Origin of the sequence: Pantoea sp. X85 (genome assembly GCF_029623675.1) — a bacterium.
GTDB classification, from domain to species: domain Bacteria; phylum Pseudomonadota; class Gammaproteobacteria; order Enterobacterales; family Enterobacteriaceae; genus Pantoea; species Pantoea leporis.
Window position 1 is genome coordinate 179315 of record NZ_CP121108.1, and the last position, 18880, is coordinate 198194.

An 18880-nucleotide genomic window follows, 5' to 3' on the forward strand; every position below is an offset into this window, starting at 1 on the left:
GGCACAACGGGAAATTCATACCATGGAAACCGATAAGCCGCGCTATAGCCTGCGCGGAGTCGATCTTCACGCCTTCAACGATATGGCGAGCTTTCTGCGCTTTCTGCTGCCCGAGGGTAAACCGCGTTGCGGCACGCTGGTGGCGATGAATGCCGAGAAAATGCTCACGCTGGAAGAAGATGCGCAGCTACGCGCACTGATCGCTGAGGCTGAGTTCAAATATCCGGATGGCATCAGCATCGTCCGTTCGCTACGTAAGAAGTATCCTCAGCTGCAGGTGAACCGCATTGCAGGCGCGGATTTATGGGAAGCGTTGATGGAGAGTGCAGGGCGTAGCGGCATTCCGGTGTTTCTGATTGGTGGACGTCAGGCGGTGCTGCAGGAAACCTGCGACAAGCTGCGCCGACAGTGGAATGTGAATATCGTTGGCAGTCAGGATGGTTACTTTGCGCCTGAAGCGCGCGACGCGCTGTTTGCCCGCATCGCCGCGAGTGGTGCGCAGATTGTCACGGTGGCGCAAGGTTCGCCGCGCCAGGAGCTGTTGATGCGTGATTGCCGCGCCCATTGGCCGCATGCGCTCTATATGGGCGTTGGTGGCACTTACGATGTGTTTACTGGGCACGTTAAGCGCGCGCCCGTTTGGTGGCAAAAGTCCGGACTGGAATGGCTTTATCGCCTTATTCGTCAGCCTTCGCGTCTGCGTCGCCAATTAAAGCTGCTGAAATACTTACGCTACCATTGGCGGGGCGACCTCTGAAATTGCTGGTTTTTCCAGCGAAAATGAGAGGGTAAGCGCCTCAAACTGCTGTAATTATCGATGGAATGCACAAAGCGTAATCAAACGCGTTTTTTTTCTAAAAAAGGGCTGGACAGTATGAGGTCAAGCCCGTAGTATGCCCATCCGCAACGGCGCTACGCGCCCGTAGCTCAGCTGGATAGAGCGCTGCCCTCCGGAGGCAGAGGTCTCAGGTTCGAATCCTGTCGGGCGCGCCATTTAGTTTGTGCGCAAGAGCTTCGGTGGTTGGTTAGACCGCGTTATGCAGTGAATTAGTAAGCGAAACACGCTTACGCACCAGAATTATGGTGGCTATAGCTCAGTTGGTAGAGCCCTGGATTGTGATTCCAGTTGTCGTGGGTTCGAGTCCCATTAGCCACCCCAGATTTTGCTCGGTCACGCGATGGTGGCGGAATTGGTAGACGCGCTAGCTTCAGGTGTTAGTGTTCTTACGGACGTGAGGGTTCAAGTCCCTCCCTTCGCACCAGGCAAAATTACGCTGTAGCGTTAAAGAAGTAAAAAATCGGCGAGTAGCGCAGCTTGGTAGCGCAACTGGTTTGGGACCAGTGGGTCGGAGGTTCGAATCCTCTCTCGCCGACCATATTCGAAAAGCCTGCTTGAAAAAGCAGGCTTTTTTCGTTTGTATCCGCCATTCATATTCTCAACTCTTCCCATCATTTCCTTTGAGCGTAATTCCGCACATTGTCGCTATTTAGATACATATAAATCATTGATTTATATGGGCATGACAATTCCCTGCATAGCTTGTCGCTCTGCGGAGACAGCTTATTGAGTCATCGTTGCGTTTTACCGACAGTGGCTAACACCGGGATTGTGGCAGTAACTATATCCTATTGATATTAATTAACTTATTTATCTAACTGCAACTTTGGCACGTCTTGTGCAATAATCTACCTGTAGATGCTCATTCCACCTCTTATGTTTGCTGATGCTACATAAACCTGGGAATGATGCAGAGCCCCTTACGGCATCCGTTGTCCAGCCTGGCAGTATTTGCGCACGCTTTACTGCAGTAAGAAGGACATTACGTTGAGTCGGATGCCATCAGTTGTCTTAACGACCTGATCTTACACCTGCTTATGGCAGGTGTTTTTTTGTCTGCAGTATGGCGAAGGGTAGATTCGGCTTCGGAACGCAAGGTTCAGTTAAGCCGCTTTGGGTTTTGCGATGAGTTCACTGGTCACGCGTATATCGAACTCAGTGAAAAGCGCGGTAGGAATTTTTTTATTGCCTATCTTCTTCAGGCTCACAAAGCCGTGACCTTCCAACGTTTTCAGCGTCGCAGACAGATTACTGACTCGACGTCCCGAAAGCTCCGCCAGCTCTGTAACGGTCTGAGGTTTGCGCTCGTGCATGAGCTTGAGAAGTAGGATGTTCTCATTGCTCAGCACCTGCGCAATCGCGTTTACGGACGCAAACCAAACTTTGGGTTCGTCAGCCTCAGGTTTGTACTGCCCACTCGCAATGCTCATTATTCGATTACGCATATTCTCTGGAGAAATAATGCCGATGAGCGCTTTCATGATTTACCCTCTTTTTCACCAATGATTTTGTCTACATTTCCCAGAAAGTCTTCGAGCAGTTGGCTGGCCGAAACAAAGAAATAGGGCTGCCCAGAATCAACAGAGGTTTTATGCAGATGGTCATAAACCGTCCATTTACCTGAAAAACCTCTCTTCGGCGGCTTAATGGCATGAGCGTTATCTATGCCGAAGATGCGGGTGTTGTAATTGTTATGGAAGGTAAGATTGTACCTTATGCCATGCGGCCTGAACTTCGACGGTGCTTCTTTACGAACCTCAATTTTCCACCAATATCCGCTCTCATAAGTAAATCGATATCCATCCATGTCGATCAGCGTATTTAATCCGTAGTCTTCATCATCCATATACTTATGACCCAATCATAACAAATCAATGTTGCTGTGTAAAATTTCATCAGACCCACACGGTAATGATCGAAACAGATCAGGATATTGATTAGCGATAAATTGCAGGCAAAAAAAAGCCGGGACAAGCCCGGCGTGCACAAAAGTAACAATCGTAAAATCAGGCGCTGGGATTGGTCTTCAGCGTAAGTAGCAGGCCTTCACGACGCATTTTGGCAGCGTCTTCCGGACGATGCAGGCGGTCGTAAACATCGGCCAGCCAGGCATAATCAAACGCATCCGGACGCTGCGCCAGCGCTTGCTGGAACGCTTCTGCTGCCTGCTGCCATTCCCCATGACGCATCAGCAGCTGACCCAGCGTGCTATGGAGCAGCGGCGTGGCGCCATGCTGTTTAATCTGCTGACGCAGCGCTTTTTCCAGAGATTGCGGATCGCCACTTTTGATACGCGGCATCAGCAATACCAGACGATCGTCATATTGGCGTTTCAGACCTTCCAGCACGATGCTCTGTGCGGTATCCGGGTCGTCACACTCAATCAGATGTTCTGCCATAGCCACCTGCAAGGCGGTTTCCTGACGCGTTTTGCGGCTCTGGTTTTGCCACCATTTCTTCAAACCGTCGCTGCCTTGATCGGCCATCGCCTGGTTCATCAGGCCCAGCCAGGCTTGCTGCTGCAAGGCATCGCGCTGTGCTTCATCATTGATCTGCACTTTCTGCATCGCAGGCAGAATGTCGAGCAATGCGCCCCATGCGCCGGTACGAATATAGGCTTGTTCTGCCAGACGCAACACTTCCGGATGGCGCGGCGCGACTTCCAGCAGGCGATCAACGCCATGGCGTGCCGCATGATCTTCGTTGCGCGCCAGTTGCAGACGTACGCGTGTGATTTCAACCGGAATCGTGTCATTCACCGACAGCTCAGAAGCGCGCTCCAGATGCTGATTAGCACGGATTTCGTCACCGCGTTGCTGTGCCGCTTCGGCAGCCAGCAAGTAGTTTGCCACTGGCTGATCGGCGTGGTCGGCATTTTTCGACAGCAGTTTTTCGGCCTGTTTAAAGTCACCTTCCGCCAGTTTCATCAGCGCGCTTTGCGTGTGACGCTGCGCGCTACGGCGCTTGCGGCCGGTGAACCAGCCGCGTGTGCGTGCGCCGGTACGGAACAGGCGACGCAGAATCCATTCCACCAATAAAATCACCAGCAGGCTGAGGATCAAGATGATCGCCAGGCCGGTTACGCTGGTTTCAATGTTCCAGTTGTCGGTTTGGATCAACACGTAGCCCTGATGGCCGGCTACCATCGGTCCAACCACAATGCCCGCAATCAGCAGCAGGAAAAGCACCAATACTTTCAGCATGGTTAGCCTCCTTGTTGATCAGCAGCAACCGATGGCTGAGCCAGCAAATTACGTACGCGGGTTTGCATCAGTTTTTCCAGCAGCGGCTGGCTTTCCAGCGTATCCGGCACATCCATTGAAATGCTTTGCTGGCTCAATTCATCCAGCTGCGCAAGGAAGGCTTTGGTGGCGGCATCGTTGGTGTCATACCAGGCGCGAACCCAGGTTGATACCGCATCGATAGACTGTTTGTAGATCTCATCCTGATGACGCGGTACGGCCTGAGCCGCAATCAGCAGGCGTGAACGAATGTTTTCGCGCAGGTAAACGTCCTGATTCGGTGCCAGCAGCGGCTGTGCGGTGTTATCGCGGCGGCGGATGGTGATGAAATCATCCATAAAGTTATGCCAGCTTTTCACCAGATTTTGACGCCACTCGTGCAGCGAACTGGAGAGTTCACCGCCATCAGCGTCCATAGGCGAATCATCGCTGTCGTTGTCGGCCAGGCGTAGATTATCGACGCCGTTCGACAGCTGATTAAGCTTAAGGATGGTGCCGTCATAATCAACCTGGCTGACGGCGGAGAGTGAACTGATGTCCTGCGTTAAGGCGCGACGCACGTTCATCACACTCGGATCATTCATGTCGGCCAGACTGGAATCAGCACTTTTCAGTAACGCTGCCGCGGTAGTGACATCCTGATCGCTCCACAGTTTGCGGCCCGCCAGTTTGACGAGGTAGTCCGCTTGCGCCAGTAGCCAGGTACGCGTGTCGTTTCCAGAGATGGTAGCGACTTTATCGCGCAGGGTTTCCAGCTCTTTTGCGCTGTTATCCTGCTGCGTGCGCGCCTGCTGCAAGGCGCTGTTGGCGCTATCCAGCTGTTGCGTCAGCTGCTGTTTGTCGCTGCTTAGTTGCTGCTGCAAGGCGCTCAGCTGCTCACTGAGATTCTGGTTAGTTTGAGCCTGTAAATCGGCCTGGTGTTTCCCATTAAGGTAAAGTCCCGCCCCAATCGCCAGCGCAATCACAATCGCCACGGCACTCAGCACCTTGCCATCGCCTTTTTTATCGCGAGGTGGTTTGGTTGCTGGCGAGGGAGAATTGTCCGCTGGGGTGGTTTCTTCAACCATGGCGGAGGAGGCTTTTTGTTCCGTCATTATGGCTCATCCCATTGTTAAGTTCAGCGTAACGCGCGCAGCAGCGCATCGTTATCGGCACCATCGGCTACATCAATGTCCTGCCAGCCTAATTCAGCGGCTTGCGTAGCCAAACGTTCACTGACGACCACAAGCCGACAGTGTAGTAACCATTCCCGACGATCAATTGGCGGAAACAGAGAAAAGAGTTGTTGTAACATTTCGCCGCTGGTTACCACCAGCGTTGTAATGCCGCGATCGCGCCAGCGTCGGCCTTCAGTCGCGCCGTTGTAGTGCTTTTCACAGCGCTGATAACACTCGCAGTATTGCACCTCAACGCCGCGTTCAATCAGCGTTTCTGCCAGCAACTCGCGCCCCGGACTGCCGCGCAGAATCAGCGCGCGTTTGCCACTCACCTGCTGCAGACGGTTCAGGCGCACCAGCTCTTCGCTGGTCTCCCGCGCATGAGGATAGTCTACTTTGAGATTACTGACGGTATGCAAGGCTAAAGCGGTGCTGCGACCAATAGCATAATAGTTGAGGGCTTCAGGCCATGTTGTCGCGCTTTGCTGTAAAGCGGGCTCGGCGAAAGTAACGACCTGCTGCGACAGTAAAAACACCAGATCGCCTGGCTGTAACGCCGCAAGTTGGCTTGGCAAATGGATAAGATCGCGACCCGGCGTAAATTCAATCAGCGGGAAGCCCCATGCCAGCTTGCCCAGGCTGCGCAAACGCGAGACCAGTTCAGTGGCGGCCGGTTCCGGGCGGGTCACGAGGATGGTCATACTGGCGGTTGACCTTGATACACTTCACGCAGAATGTCGCGCGCGCCGCCATCCAACAGCTCTTCGGCCAGCGAAACCCCCATTCTTTCGGCGTGATCGCGTGGACCGCGACGCTCGCCGACCACCATTTGACTGCCGTCCGGTGAGCCAACTAATCCGCGCAGCCACAGCTGATCGTCTTCCAGCACCGCGAAGCTGCCGATAGGCACCTGACAACCGCCTTCCAGCCGCGTGTTCATTGCGCGTTCGGCGCGCACGCACACGGCGGTATCGTCGTGATTCAACGCCTGTAGCAGCGTAATCAATTGCTCATCATCTGCGCGGCATTCAATGCCGACGGCGCCCTGACCCACGGCGGGCAGGGAGATCTCGGCAGGCATTGCCTGACGGATGCGATCTTCCAGACCTAAACGCTTCAAACCGGCCGCCGCCAGAATGATGGCGTCATATTCACCGGCATCAAGTTTGCCAAGACGCGTGCCGACGTTGCCGCGCAGTGAGCGAATCACTAAATCCGGACGACGGGCGCTAAGCTGGCACTGGCGACGCAGGCTGGACGTCCCAACAACCGCGCCTTGTGGCAGCTCATCAACACTGTTGTAACGATTGGAGACGAAAGCATCGCGCGGATCTTCACGCTCGCAAATGGTCACCAGACCGAGGCCTTGTGGAAAATCGATCGGCACATCTTTCATTGAGTGCACGGCGAGATCGGCGCGGCCTTCCAGCATTGCCAGCTCAAGCTCTTTAACGAATAGCCCTTTGCCGCCAACCTTTGCCAATGGCGTATCAAGGATGACATCACCTTTGGTGACCATCGGCAGCAACTCGACTTGTAGACCCGGATGAGCCGCCATCAGACGCTGTTGGACATATTGTGCCTGCCACAAAGCAAGGGGACTTTGTCTGGTAGCAATTCTGAAAATTTTGTTTAACATGCTGTTAACCGTTTTGATCGTTCATCGAATATCCTATCATTGATAGGGGAATGCTGTCAGTTTCAACGGATTGAAAAGGCGGCGATGTCAGACTGCGCCTGGATCTTGCGGGTCGCAGTTTTATGTCGAAGTCTGAAAAAAGCAGGGCTACGGTCGGAACATGCTAAACTGTTAAGTAGCGCAACTTTCTTTACGGTCAATCCTCCGGGTGTTAGATTGATCACGTTTCCAGCAATTATTTGCCCGATATCTTTATTATTAAGCGGCAGAATGCGGAAACAGGGTGCTTAACACTGGGACAATCAGGCGAAACGTCTTGTACCTCTACATTGAGACACTGAAACAGAGACTGGATGCGATTAACCAGCTGCGTGTAGATCGCGCACTGGCTGCCATGGGGCCTGCTTTCCAGCAAGTCTACAGTCTGCTGCCAACATTATTGCATTACCATCATCCGCTGATGCCGGGCTACCTCGAAGGTAGCGTTCCGCATGGCGTCTGCCTTTACACGCCCGATGAAAATCAATTCCAGCTGCTGCAGAACTTAGCGGGTGGACAACCACTCGATCTCACCGCCGCCGTCGCGGGCGAACGTCCAATTACCGGCATTTACTCAATGGGCAGCACCTCGTCGGTTGGGCAAAACAGCATTTCCGACCTCGACATCTGGGTATGCCACCAATCGTGGCTGGATAATGAAGAGCGCCTTAATCTGCAGCGTAAGTGTACGCTGTTGCAGAAATGGTGTGTGTCGATGGGTGTGGAAGTCAGCTTCTTCCTGATTGACGAGAACCGTTTCCGCCATAACGAAAGCGGTAGCCTCGGCGGTGAAGACTGCGGTTCTACCCAACATATTTTGCTGCTGGATGAGTTCTACCGTACCGCCGTGCGTATGGCGGGTAAACGCATCCTGTGGAATATGGTGCCTGGCGAAGAGGAGCACCATTACGACGATTACGTCATGTCGCTCTATTCACAAGGCGTACTGACGCCGAATGAGTGGCTGGATCTCGGCGGCCTTGGCACGCTGTCAGCGGAAGAGTATTTCGGTGCCAGCTTGTGGCAGCTGTATAAAAGTATCGACTCGCCGTATAAAGCGGTGCTGAAAACCCTGCTGCTGGAAGCCTACAGCTGGGAATATCCCGACACGCAGCTCTTGTCGATGGACATCAAGCAGCGCCTGCACGACGGCGAAATTGTCTCCTTCGGTCTCGATCCTTACTGCATGATGCTGGAGCGCGTGACGCGCTATCTCACCAGCGTTGATGACATGGCGCGCCTCGATTTAGTGCGTCGATGTTTCTATTTAAAAGTGTGTGAAAAGCTCTCGAGCGAAGATCACCATCATCAGCGCACCGGCTGGCGGCGCGAGATCTTATCGCAGCTGGTTAAAGAGTGGGGCTGGGATGAAGAGAAGTTAGCGGTACTGGATAACCGCGCGCAGTGGAAAATCGAACGGGTACGCGAAGCGCACAACGAGCTGCTGGATGCGATGATGCAGAGCTATCGCAACCTGATTCGCTTTGCGCGTCGCAACAATTTAAGCGTCAGCGCCAGCCCGCAGGATATCGGCGTGCTGACGCGTAAACTGTATGCCGCGTTCGAGGCGCTGCCGGGTAAAGTCACTTTAGTGAACCCGCAGATTTCGCCCGATCTCTCGGAAGAGAATCTTACCTTTATTCATGTCCCGGCGGGCCGCGCTAATCGCGCCGGTTGGTATCTGTATAACCAATCGCCGGACATGAGTTCCATCATCAGCCATCAGCCGCTGGAATATAATCGCTATCTGAACAAGCTGGTGGCGTGGGCGTGGTTTAACGGTTTGCTGACCAGTAAAACGCGTCTGCATATGAAGGGCAACGATCTGTGCGATCTGCCGCGTCTGCAGGAACTGGTTAACGATGTGTCGAGCCACTTCCCGCTGCGCGTGCCAGCACCGACGCCGAAAGCGCTCTACAGCCCGTGCGAAATTCGTCACTTGGCGATTATCGTTAACCTGGAACACGATCCTACCTCCGCATTCCGCAATCAGGTGGTGCATTTTGATTTCCGTAAGCTGGATGTGTTCAGCTTCGGTCAGCAGCAGCAATGTTTGATTGGCAGCATCGATCTGCTCTATCGCAACTCGTGGAATGAAGTGCGTACGCTGCACTTCAATGGCGAGCAGGCGATGATTGAGGCGCTGAAAACCATTCTCGGCAAAATGCATCAGGATGCTGCGCCGCCGGATACGGTGGAAGTATTCTGCTACAGCCAGCATCTGCGCGGTTTAATTCGTACTCGCGTGCAGCAGCTGGTTTCGGAATGCATTGAGCTGCGTCTGTCGAGCACGCGTCAGGAACCGGGCCGCTTTAAAGCGTTACGCATGGCGGGCCAAACCTGGGGCTTATTCTTCGAACGCATGAGCGTGTCGGTGCAGAAGCTGGAAAACGCCGTCGAATTTTATGGCGCGATTTCTAACAACAAGCTGCATGGTTTGTCGATTAAAGTGGAATCGAACCAGACGCCGCTGCCGCCGGTGGTGAACGGCTACGCCAGCGAAGGCATCATTCAGTTCTTCTTTGAAGATACTAATGACGATCGCGGCTTCAACATCTATATCCTCGACGAAACCAATCGCGTTGAGGTTTATCACCATTGCGAAGGCAGTAAAGAGGAGCTGGTGCGCGACGTGAGTCGATTCTATTCCTCGTCGCATGACCGTTTTACTTACGGCTCCAGCTTTATCAATTTTAACCTGCCGCAGTTCTACCAGATTGTGAACACTGGCGAACGTTTCCAGGTGATTCCTTTCCGCAGCCAAACGCTGACGCAGCTCTGCGCTACCCAGCCTGACAACGACAACGGCGACTTCCAGCCGCGCTACCAAATGCATTGATCCCGCCCGCGTTCGCGCGGCGGGATGCGCTGTTACTCTGACCTGCCGCAGGAAATGCGGCTATTTCCTGTTGCTTTTACAACGTCAACTGCGATGATAAGCAACCATGGCTTTAGGACAGAAGAGCAGACAGAATGATACGAGTGATGAGTCAGCTGGGTATGGCGCTGGCACTGGTCAGCCTGGTAGGCTGTGGCCTAAAAGGACCGCTGTATTTCCCGCCGAAAGATCAGCCAAACAAGCCGAAACAGCAGGTCACCGCGCAGCAGCAAAAAGCGGCTCAGGATGCTGATGTCGGTGGTTTGGTCACCAGCAAGCCTGGTTCGCAGGCCAACTAAACTCTATGAGTAATCCGGCGGAGCAGAAAATGCAGTTCTCAAAAATGCACGGTCTCGGCAACGACTTTATGGTTGTGGATGCTGTGACGCAAAACGTCTTTTTTTCGCCGGAACTGATTCGCCGCCTGGCGGACAGAAATCTGGGGATCGGTTTTGATCAGCTACTGATCGTTGAACCGCCTTACGATCCGGATCTCGATTTCCATTACCGCATTTTCAACGCTGATGGCAGCGAAGTCGCGCAGTGCGGCAACGGCGCACGCTGCTTTGCCCGCTTTGTGCGTCTGAAAGGTTTGACCAATAAAAGCGACATTCGTGTCAGCACGCAAACCGGCCGCATGGTGCTCAGCGTTACCAATGATGAGCTGGTGCGCGTCAATATGGGGCAACCCAACTTCGAACCGCAAAGCGTGCCGCTCCGCGCGAACAAAGCAGAGAACCTTTATTTGCAGCGGGTGGCCGAGCAAACCGTTATGTTTGGTGCGGTATCGATGGGCAATCCGCACTGCGTGATTCAGGTAGAAAGCGTGAAAACCGCGCCGGTGGAAACGCTGGGCCCAGAGCTGGAAAGCCACGAGCGATTCCCGGAGCGCGTCAATGTCGGCTTTATGGAAGTGGTCAATCGTGAACACATCCGTCTGCGCGTGTATGAACGTGGCGCAGGCGAAACCCAGGCATGCGGCAGCGGCGCCTGCGCGGCGGTCGCCTGCGGCGTTCAGCAGGGCATTTTGGCAGAAAATGTCCGCGTCGATTTGCCGGGCGGAACGCTGCACATTGCCTGGAAAGGGGAAGGGCAACCGCTGTTTATGACCGGTCCAGCCACACACGTCTACGATGGGTTTATTCATCTATGAAAAATGTCGAAGAGCAAACCGAAAGCGAGGTTTTGCTGGACGATCAATCGGTAAGCGCATTTCTGCGTCAAAACCCCGATTTTTTTATTCGCAATGCGCGCCAGGTTGAACAGATGATGGTGCCGCATCCGGTACGCGGCAGTGTTTCGCTGGTGGAGTGGCATATGGCGCGGCAGCGCAACCACATCCAGCAGTTAGAAGAGGAGATCACGCTGCTGATGGAGCAGGCTACCGCCAACCATCAGCTGTTTGATCGCCTGCTGGCGCTACAAGGTCATCTCGCCGCCGCCGACAGCTTGCAAGAGATGCTAACGCGTCTGCACCGCTGGGCGCGCGAACTGGGTCTGGCCGGCGCACACGTACGCGTGTTCAATGACAAGTGGCACATCGGCGCACCCTCTGATTTCACCCAGCTCGGCTTGTCACGTCAGGCATTCGAACCGCTGCGCATTCAGCGCTTCGGCAATGAACATCACTATCTCGGCAGCCTGAACGGTCCGGAATTGCTACTGCTGTTGCCGCAGGCCAAAGCGATTGGCTCGGTAGCGATGTCGCTGATGGGCGAACGCGGAGAGCTGGGCATATTAATGTTCACCAGCCGCGATAATCAGCATTATCAGGCGGGCATGGGTACGCTGCTGCTGCAGCATCTGGCGCAAATGTTGCCGGATCTGCTGTCACGCTGGATTGAACGCGCATGAGTCACGTCAGTCCGCTGCTGCCGGCCGTGGATGACTTTCTGCGTTATCTCAAGGTCGAACGCCAGCTGAGTCCGCTGACGCAAAAGAATTACCAACGGCAATTGCAGGCGATTATGGCAATGGCCGATGAGATGAAGCTGACGAGCTGGTCGCAGCTGGAACCGGCGCAGGTGCGCAGCCTGGCGGCACGCAGCCGGCGGGGCGGTTTAGGCGCCAGCAGTCTGGCGCTGCGTATGTCGGCGCTGCGCAGTTTTCTCGACTGGCAAGTGCATCAGGGCATGCTGAGCGCCAATCCCGCCAAAGGCATCGCCACGCCGCGTAATGCGCGCCATCTGCCGAAAAACATGGATGTCGACGAAGTTAACCAACTGCTGGAGATCGATCTTAACGATCCGCTGGCGGTACGCGACCGCGCGATGCTGGAAACCATGTACGGCGGCGGTTTGCGTCTGTCTGAGCTGGTGAATATGGATTGTCGCCACATGGATTTGGAGGCAGGTGAAGTGCGGGTGCTGGGTAAAGGCAGCAAAGAGCGCCGCGTACCGATTGGCGGCACGGCGGTTACCTGGATTCAGCACTGGTTACCGCTGCGTGCTAGTTTTGCGCCGCAGGATGATGCGGTGTTTGTCTCCAGCCGCGGCAGCCGGATTTCGACGCGCAACGTGCAGAAGCGTTTTGCCGAATGGGGCATCAAGCAAGGCGTTGCCAGCCATATTCATCCGCATAAACTGCGCCACTCTTTTGCCACGCATTTGCTGGAATCGAGCGGCGATCTGCGCGCGGTACAGGAACTGCTCGGTCACGCCAATCTGGCGACCACGCAAATCTACACCCATCTGGATTTCCAGCATCTGGCGACGGTTTACGATGCGGCCCATCCGCGTGCCAAACGAGGAAAGTCTTAATGAAGTTTTATCGTCCGCTCGGCCCAATCAAAGCAATCACCTTTGATCTCGACGACACGCTGTATGACAACCATCCCGTCATTCGCAAAACCACTGCCGAATCGCACGCTGCGCTGCAGGCGTATCATCCAGCTCTGCGAGAATTCACCCCGGCGGATTATCAGACGCTGCGCAATGAGTTGCTGGCGCGCGAGCCGGAAATTTATCACGATGTGTCTGAATGGCGTCGTCGCTCGGTGGAGCTGGCGCTGCTCAATGTCGGCTTATCCAAAGCGGAAGCCACCGCCGGTGCCAGCGACGTGATGAGCGTCTTCCATCAGTGGCGTAGTGAAGTCGATATGCCGGAAGAGACGCATCAAACGCTGACGTGGCTGGGCGAGCGCGTGCCGCTGGTGGCGATCACTAACGGCAATGCCTGCCCGGAAAAGCTCGGTATTAATCATTACTTCCAGTTCGCGCTGCGTGCCGGTCCGCACGGTCGCGCCAAGCCGTGGCAGGATATGTATCATCTGGCCGCTGAGCGTTTGAGCATTGCGCCGCAGCACATTCTGCACGTCGGCGACGATCTCACCACCGATGTTGCCGGTTCGCTGCGTGCCGGTATGCAAGCCTGCTGGATCAATTTGCGTGAAGGCAATCTGATGAAGATCGACGATGCGCGTTTGCTGCCGCACGTTGAAATTGATCGGTTGGCATCTCTGACCTCGCTGCTATAATCCACACATGTAAATATATACAGCTCTATCCGCAGCAGTGTGGATTTGAGTTCATTTTCTTTCGCGAACGGTGCTTATGGACGTTTCTGATCTGCTTGACGGCTTGAATGACAAACAGCGCGAGGCGGTCGCCGCACCGCGCAGCAACCTGCTGGTGCTGGCCGGAGCAGGCAGTGGCAAAACCCGTGTGCTGGTGCATCGCATCGCCTGGCTGCTGTCGGTAGAGAACTGCTCGCCGTATTCGATTATGGCGGTGACCTTTACCAACAAAGCGGCGGCGGAAATGCGCCATCGTATCGATCAGCTGATCGGCACCAGCCAGGGCGGCATGTGGATTGGTACTTTCCACGGCCTGGCGCACCGTTTACTGCGCGCGCATCACCTTGATGCCGGTTTGCCGCAGGATTTCCAGATCCTCGACAGCGACGATCAGCTGCGTCTGCTGAAGCGCCTGATCAAAGCGATGAACCTTGATGAGAAACAGTGGCCTGCGCGTCAGGGCATGTGGTACATCAACGGCAAAAAAGATGAAGGCCTGCGGCCAAAACACATCGAAAGCTACGGCAATCCGGTTGAGCAAACCTGGCTGCGCATCTATCAGGCGTATCAGGAAGCCTGCGATCGCGCCGGATTAGTGGATTTCGCCGAGCTGCTGCTGCGCGCCCACGAACTCTGGCTTAACAAGCCGCATATCCTGAACCATTACCGTGAGCGTTTCAGCAACGTGCTGGTGGATGAGTTCCAGGATACCAACAATATTCAGTACGCATGGATTCGCATGCTGGCGGGTGATAGCGGCCGCGTGATTATTGTTGGCGATGACGATCAGTCGATTTACGGCTGGCGCGGTGCGCAGGTGGAGAACATCCAGCGCTTCCTGCAGGATTTTCCCGGCGCGGAAACCATTCGCCTGGAGCAGAACTATCGCTCGACCAACAACATTCTGAAAGCGGCGAACACGCTGATCGCCAACAACAATGGCCGCCTCGGTAAAGAGCTGTGGACCGACGGCAGCGATGGTGAAAAGATCTCACTCTACTGCGCATTCAACGAGCTGGATGAAGCGCGCTTTGTGGTCAATCGCATCAAAAGCTGGCACGAGAACGGCAATGCGCTGCAGGATTGCGCCATTCTCTACCGCAGCAACGCCCAATCGCGCGTGCTGGAAGAGGCGCTGCTGCAAGGCAGCATGCCGTATCGCATTTATGGCGGCATGCGCTTCTTCGAGCGTCAGGAGATTAAAGATGCGCTGGCCTATCTGCGTTTAATGGCCAATCGCAATGACGATGCAGCCTTTGAGCGTGTGGTGAACACGCCGGTGCGCGGCGTCGGCGATCGTACCCTCGATGTGGTGCGCCAGACCGCGCGCGATCAGCAACTCACCTTGTGGCAGGCCACGCGCGAGCTGTTGCAGAACAAAGCCTTAGCCGGACGCGCCGCGTCGGCGTTACAACGCTTCTGCGAGTTGGTCGATTCACTGGCCAGCGAAACCGCCGAGATGCCGCTGCATGTGCAAACCGATCGCGTAATTAAAGACTCCGGTTTATGGGTGATGTACGAGCAGGAGAAGGGCGAGAAAGGCCAGGCGCGTATAGAAAACCTTGAGGAACTGGTCACGGCAACGCGCCAGTTCAGCTATCAGGACGAAGACGAAGATTTGATGCCGCTGCAGGCGTTCTTGTCGCATGCGGCGCTGGAGGCAGGCGAAGGCCAGGCCGACAAATGGCAGGACGCGGTGCAGCTGATGACCATGCACTCGGCGAAAGGGCTGGAGTTCAGCCAGGTATTTATCGTCGGCATGGAAGAGGGCATGTTCCCGAGCCAGATGTCGCTGGATGAAGGCGGTCGTCTGGAAGAGGAGCGCCGTCTGGCTTACGTTGGCGTGACGCGTGCCATGGTCAAGCTGACGCTCACCTATGCTGAAAGCCGTCGTCTTTATGGTAAGGAAGTGTATCACCGTCCATCACGCTTCATCGGTGAGCTGCCGGAAGAGTGCGTGGAAGAGGTGCGTTTGCGCGCCAGCGTCAGCCGTCCGGTGAGCCATCAGCGCATGGGCACGCCCATCGCGCAAAACGACAGCGGCTTCACGCTCGGCCAGCGCGTGCGCCATGCCAAGTTCGGCGAGGGCACCATCATCAACCTCGAAGGCAGCGGTGAACACAGCCGTTTGCAAGTGGCGTTTCAGGGCCAGGGCATCAAGTGGCTGGTGGCGGCTTACGCCCGTCTGGAAACGGTGTAGCGCGGGTTGCGCTACCTTGACGACTTTTTCGTCTCAGCGTAACATGCGCGCACTATTATCATGAGAGGACAATGCCTTGGACGCGCCCAGTCGATGCTGGCTCAATCACCTGTTTAACAGGAACTCCTAAGGTTACCTCTTTTAGCTGGTAGCCTTAGCGGTTAACAGCGACCTCCCTTTTTTACTCTCGTCGCGTGAGTTAGCACTGATTTACCCTTGAAGCGAAAGTTTCCGTGTTCAGGCTTCGCCGTGCCCGTAATTTACCGTGGTCACCGCCTTGTCCCATTCCGAAAAAATGGGGAGTTATTGCTATGCTGAGCGCATTTAAACTCGATCGTAATCGCCTGACGCGCATCGAGCTGGAAGAAGATAACGACAAACTCAACACGTCTGTTTGGGTCGATCTGATCGAACCTGACGACAGCGAACGCGATCGCGTGCAATGCGAGCTCGGCCAGAGCCTGGCGACGCGTCCGGAGCTGGAAGACATCGAAGCCTCGGCGCGTTTCTTCGAAGACGAAGACGGCCTGCACATTCACTCCTTCTTCTTCTTTGAAGATGCCGAAGACCACGCTGGCAACTCCACCGTGGCATTCACCATCCGCGAAGATCGCCTGTATACGCTGCGCGAACGCGAACTGCCAGCTTTCCGTCTCTATCGCATGCGTGCGCGCAATCAGATGCTGACCGATGGCAACGCCTATGAGCTGCTGCTGGATTTGTTTGAGACCAAAATCGAACAGCTGGCGGATGAGATCGAGAACATCTATAGCGCGCTGGAGAAACTCAGCCGCGTGATCATGGAAGGCCAGCAGGGCGAAGAGTACGATCAGGCGCTGTCACGTCTGGCGGAGCTGGAAGATATCGGCTGGAAAGTGCGGTTATGTCTGATGGATACCCAGCGAGCCCTCAACTTCCTGGTGCGCAAAGCGCGTCTGCCGGGCAACCAGCTGGAGCAGGCGCGTGAAATCCTGCGCGATATCGAATCGCTGTTGCCGCATAACGAATCGCTGTTCCAGAAGGTCAACTTCCTGATGCAGGCGGCAATGGGCTTCATCAATATTGAGCAGAACCGCATCATCAAGATCTTCTCAGTGGTTTCGGTGGTATTCCTGCCGCCCACGCTGGTGGCATCCAGCTACGGCATGAACTTCGAGTTTATGCCGGAGCTGAAATGGAGCTTTGGTTATCCGGGCGCGATTAGCCTGATGATTCTCGCTGGCCTGGCGCCGTACCTCTATTTCAAACGCAAGAACTGGCTTTAACCCTTCTTACTCCCCTCTAAACAATTCGAGTTGCAGCAAGGCGGCAAGTTTGTGAATCCCAAAAGCTTACTAAAGTAAGTGACTGGGGTGAATAAAGGCAGCCAACGTAGCTGCGACTTGAATTATGACGAGGGGAGCGTAATCTGTTGGCTCTCTTCTTAAATCAATGATTTCCACCCTATGGCGCGCTTCTCATTGCGACTTCAGTGGACACTGCTGCTGATTGCTTCGTTAGTGCTGGGGATTATCCTCCAGCTGTTCCATCTTCCTGCGGCCTTGCTGCTTGGCCCGATGATCGTCGGCACCTTTATGGGCTTGTCCGGCGCGACTGTTCGCATCGATAAACGTTTCTTCGTGCTGGCACAAGCGGTGCTCGGCTGCATGATTGGCCAGAGCTTATCGCCGGGTATTCTCACGCCGCTGATTCAGGATTGGCCGGTGGTGTTGGCGGTGTTGGTGCTGACGTTGGCGGCCAGCGGCCTGTCCGGTTTTCTTCTGGTACGTTTCAGTAGTTTGCCCGGCCCAACCGGCGCATGGGGATCGTCGCCCGGCGGCGCTTCGGCGATGGTGGCGATGGCCGGTGATTTCGGGGCGGATGTGCGGCTGGTGGCGTTTATGCAGTATCTGCGCGTGCTGTTTGTCGCCACCGCTGCGGCGGTGGTGGCGCGCATTGGCCTCGGCACCCACGGCGGTGCAGCTGATCTGGTATGGTTTCCCGCGCTGCACAGCAGCTTTCTGCTGACGCTGCTGGTGATGGTCGCCGGTGCGTGGCTCGGCCAGAGGCTGCGAATTCCTTCTGGTGCCTTGCTGCTACCCGCGCTGATCGGTGCGGTATTGCACGGCACCGATGTGGCGACTTTGCAGGTTCCGGAATGGCTGCTGGCGCTAGCCTATGCACTGATTGGCTGGAGCGTGGGATTGCGTTTCACCCGGCCGATTTTCAAACTTGCGCTGCGAACGCTGCCGCAAATGTTGCTGTCGATTTTTGGTTTGATGCTGTTGTGTGGCGGATTAGCCTGGATGCTAACGCGCGTGCTACACGTCGATCTGATGACCGCCTATCTGGCAACCAGCCCGGGCGGGCTGGATACCGTGGCGATTATTGCGGCCGGCACGCGCGTCGATATGGCTTTTGTCATGGCGCTGCAGACGCTGCGTCTGTTCACCATTCTGCTTACCGGTCCGGCGCTGGCGCGTTTTATTTCACGCTACGCGCATGCGCGCCCGAGCTGAGAACGCAACCGCATCAATAATGAACACGGCGAGCGCCAGCCAGATAAAGCCGAAGGTCACCATTTTATCCGGCGTCAGGCGCTCGCCGTAGAACAGCACCGCCAGCAGGAACATCAGCGTCGGACCCAGATACTGGAAGAAACCGACGGTCGATAAGCGCAGACGCGCGCAGGCGGCAGCAAAAAACATCAGCGGAATGGTGGTGATAATGCCCGCCGCGACCAGCTTGAGATTGAGGCTCATGGCGTTGGCGCTGAGATGGCTGGTGGCGCTATCGGCAAAACCAAACAGGTAAATCGCCGCCAGCGGGAATAGCCACAGCGTTTCGATCAACATGCCACTTTGCGCATCGACCTGAATTTTTTTGCGCACCAAACCGTAAAAAGCAAAACTCAACGCCAGGCCAAGGCCGATAATCGGCAGCGATCCAAACTGCCACAGCTGCACCAGCACGCCGGTGGTCGCCAGCAGTACCGCCAGCCACTGCAAGCGGCGGAAGCGTTCGCGCAGGAACAGCATGCCAAACACCACATTAATCAGCGGGTTGATAAAGTAGCCGAGGCTGGCTTCCAGCATGTGCTGATTGTTCACTGCCCAGATAAACAGCAGCCAGTTGCCGCCAATGGTGATGGCGGTCAGCGCCAGCAGCAGCACCTTTTTCGGCTGAGCCAGTACGCTGCGTACCTGCGCCCAGCTGCGCGTCAAAGTGATCAACAGCAGCATAAACAGTGCGGACCAAATCACGCGATGCGTCATGATCTCGGTAGCGGGCACCTCTTTGACCAGCTTGAAGTAGGCGGGCGCGATGCCCCAAATGAAGTAAGCGCCGAGCGCGTAGCCAATACCCTGGCGAGTTTGTTGCGAATCCATCATGT

General features: G+C 55.4%; 17 protein-coding genes and 4 tRNA genes. 14 read left to right on the forward strand and 7 right to left on the reverse strand.

Annotated elements, in window-relative coordinates; translation table 11 throughout:
- Positions 1-22 precede the first annotated feature (22 nt).
- From wecG to P6287_RS00815, 5 genes are all read left to right on the forward strand, one after another.
- Positions 23-757, forward strand: coding sequence for a lipopolysaccharide N-acetylmannosaminouronosyltransferase (wecG, locus tag P6287_RS00795; protein ID WP_101763764.1), 735 nt, complete (start codon positions 23-25; stop codon positions 755-757).
- A gap of 159 nt (positions 758-916) precedes the next feature.
- A tRNA-Arg gene (locus P6287_RS00800) sits at positions 917-993 on the forward strand.
- A 90-nt stretch (positions 994-1083) separates the two neighbouring features.
- Positions 1084-1159: transfer RNA gene (locus P6287_RS00805), tRNA-His, on the forward strand.
- Between the two features lie 16 nt (positions 1160-1175).
- A tRNA-Leu gene (locus tag P6287_RS00810) sits at positions 1176-1262 on the forward strand.
- Positions 1263-1299: 37 nt separating this feature from the next.
- Positions 1300-1376 (forward strand) — tRNA-Pro (locus P6287_RS00815).
- 565 nt (positions 1377-1941) lie between these two features.
- On the opposite strand, the gene P6287_RS00820 is transcribed toward P6287_RS00815, so the two are convergent.
- From P6287_RS00820 to hemC, 6 genes are all read right to left on the reverse strand, one after another.
- Entirely contained in the window at positions 1942-2319 is a 378-nt protein-coding gene (locus P6287_RS00820; RefSeq protein WP_192414410.1) for a MarR family transcriptional regulator, read from the reverse strand.
- Complete coding sequence (locus P6287_RS00825; RefSeq protein ID WP_192414412.1) at positions 2316-2684, reverse strand: DUF6516 family protein; 369 nt, start codon at positions 2682-2684, stop codon at positions 2316-2318. The genes P6287_RS00820 and P6287_RS00825 overlap by 4 nt, the downstream gene beginning before the upstream one ends.
- Before the next feature lie 160 nt (positions 2685-2844).
- A complete protein-coding gene (gene hemY, locus P6287_RS00830; RefSeq protein ID WP_192236887.1) occupies positions 2845-4041 on the reverse strand; it encodes a protoheme IX biogenesis protein HemY in 1197 nt (398 codons plus the stop codon).
- Positions 4042-4043: 2 nt separating this feature from the next.
- Positions 4044-5174: a uroporphyrinogen-III C-methyltransferase gene (hemX, locus tag P6287_RS00835; protein WP_277974367.1), complete on the reverse strand. Its 1131-nt coding sequence runs from the start codon at positions 5172-5174 to the stop codon at positions 4044-4046.
- A gap of 23 nt (positions 5175-5197) precedes the next feature.
- Positions 5198-5938 carry a uroporphyrinogen-III synthase gene (hemD, locus tag P6287_RS00840; RefSeq protein WP_101763759.1) on the reverse strand — a complete coding sequence of 247 codons (741 nt, stop codon included), beginning with the start codon at positions 5936-5938 and terminating at the stop codon, positions 5198-5200.
- Positions 5935-6876, reverse strand: a complete 942-nt coding sequence (gene hemC, locus P6287_RS00845; RefSeq protein WP_101763931.1) for a hydroxymethylbilane synthase — start codon at positions 6874-6876, stop codon at positions 5935-5937. Before hemC ends, hemD begins: the two co-directional genes overlap by 4 nt.
- Before the next feature lie 316 nt (positions 6877-7192).
- Between hemC and P6287_RS00850 the strand changes: the two genes are divergently transcribed.
- The 9 genes from P6287_RS00850 to P6287_RS00890 all read left to right on the forward strand — a co-directional run bounded on the left by P6287_RS00850 (position 7193) and on the right by P6287_RS00890 (position 18005).
- Positions 7193-9754, forward strand: coding sequence for a class I adenylate cyclase (locus P6287_RS00850; protein WP_101763758.1), 2562 nt, complete (start codon positions 7193-7195; stop codon positions 9752-9754).
- Positions 9755-9888: 134 nt separating this feature from the next.
- Positions 9889-10092, forward strand: coding sequence for a lipoprotein (locus P6287_RS00855; protein ID WP_101763757.1), 204 nt, complete (start codon positions 9889-9891; stop codon positions 10090-10092).
- 29 nt (positions 10093-10121) lie between these two features.
- On the forward strand, positions 10122-10946 hold the full coding sequence (gene dapF / locus P6287_RS00860; protein WP_110867946.1) for a diaminopimelate epimerase: 825 nt from the start codon (positions 10122-10124) through the stop codon (positions 10944-10946).
- Positions 10943-11647, forward strand: coding sequence for a DUF484 domain-containing protein (locus tag P6287_RS00865; protein WP_101763756.1), 705 nt, complete (start codon positions 10943-10945; stop codon positions 11645-11647). The genes dapF and P6287_RS00865 overlap by 4 nt, the downstream gene beginning before the upstream one ends.
- The gene (gene xerC / locus P6287_RS00870) at positions 11644-12552 is read left to right on the forward strand and encodes a tyrosine recombinase XerC (protein WP_192236890.1); all 909 of its coding nucleotides are present in this window, start codon (positions 11644-11646) and stop codon (positions 12550-12552) included. Before P6287_RS00865 ends, xerC begins: the two co-directional genes overlap by 4 nt.
- On the forward strand, positions 12552-13268 hold the full coding sequence (yigB, locus tag P6287_RS00875) for a 5-amino-6-(5-phospho-D-ribitylamino)uracil phosphatase YigB (protein ID WP_277974368.1): 717 nt from the start codon (positions 12552-12554) through the stop codon (positions 13266-13268). Before xerC ends, yigB begins: the two co-directional genes overlap by 1 nt.
- Before the next feature lie 76 nt (positions 13269-13344).
- On the forward strand, positions 13345-15507 hold the full coding sequence (uvrD, locus tag P6287_RS00880) for a DNA helicase II (protein WP_101763753.1): 2163 nt from the start codon (positions 13345-13347) through the stop codon (positions 15505-15507).
- Between the two features lie 311 nt (positions 15508-15818).
- Positions 15819-16772 (forward strand): magnesium/cobalt transporter CorA, encoded by a 954-nt coding sequence (gene corA / locus P6287_RS00885; protein WP_008105777.1) that lies wholly within the window; start codon positions 15819-15821, stop codon positions 16770-16772.
- Between the two features lie 180 nt (positions 16773-16952).
- Positions 16953-18005, forward strand: coding sequence for an AbrB family transcriptional regulator (locus P6287_RS00890; protein WP_101763752.1), 1053 nt, complete (start codon positions 16953-16955; stop codon positions 18003-18005).
- Here P6287_RS00890 and rarD read toward each other — a convergent pair.
- On the reverse strand, positions 17976-18875 hold the full coding sequence (gene rarD / locus P6287_RS00895) for an EamA family transporter RarD (RefSeq protein WP_192414467.1): 900 nt from the start codon (positions 18873-18875) through the stop codon (positions 17976-17978). The genes P6287_RS00890 and rarD overlap by 30 nt on opposite strands.
- Between the last annotated feature and the right edge of the window lie 5 nt (positions 18876-18880).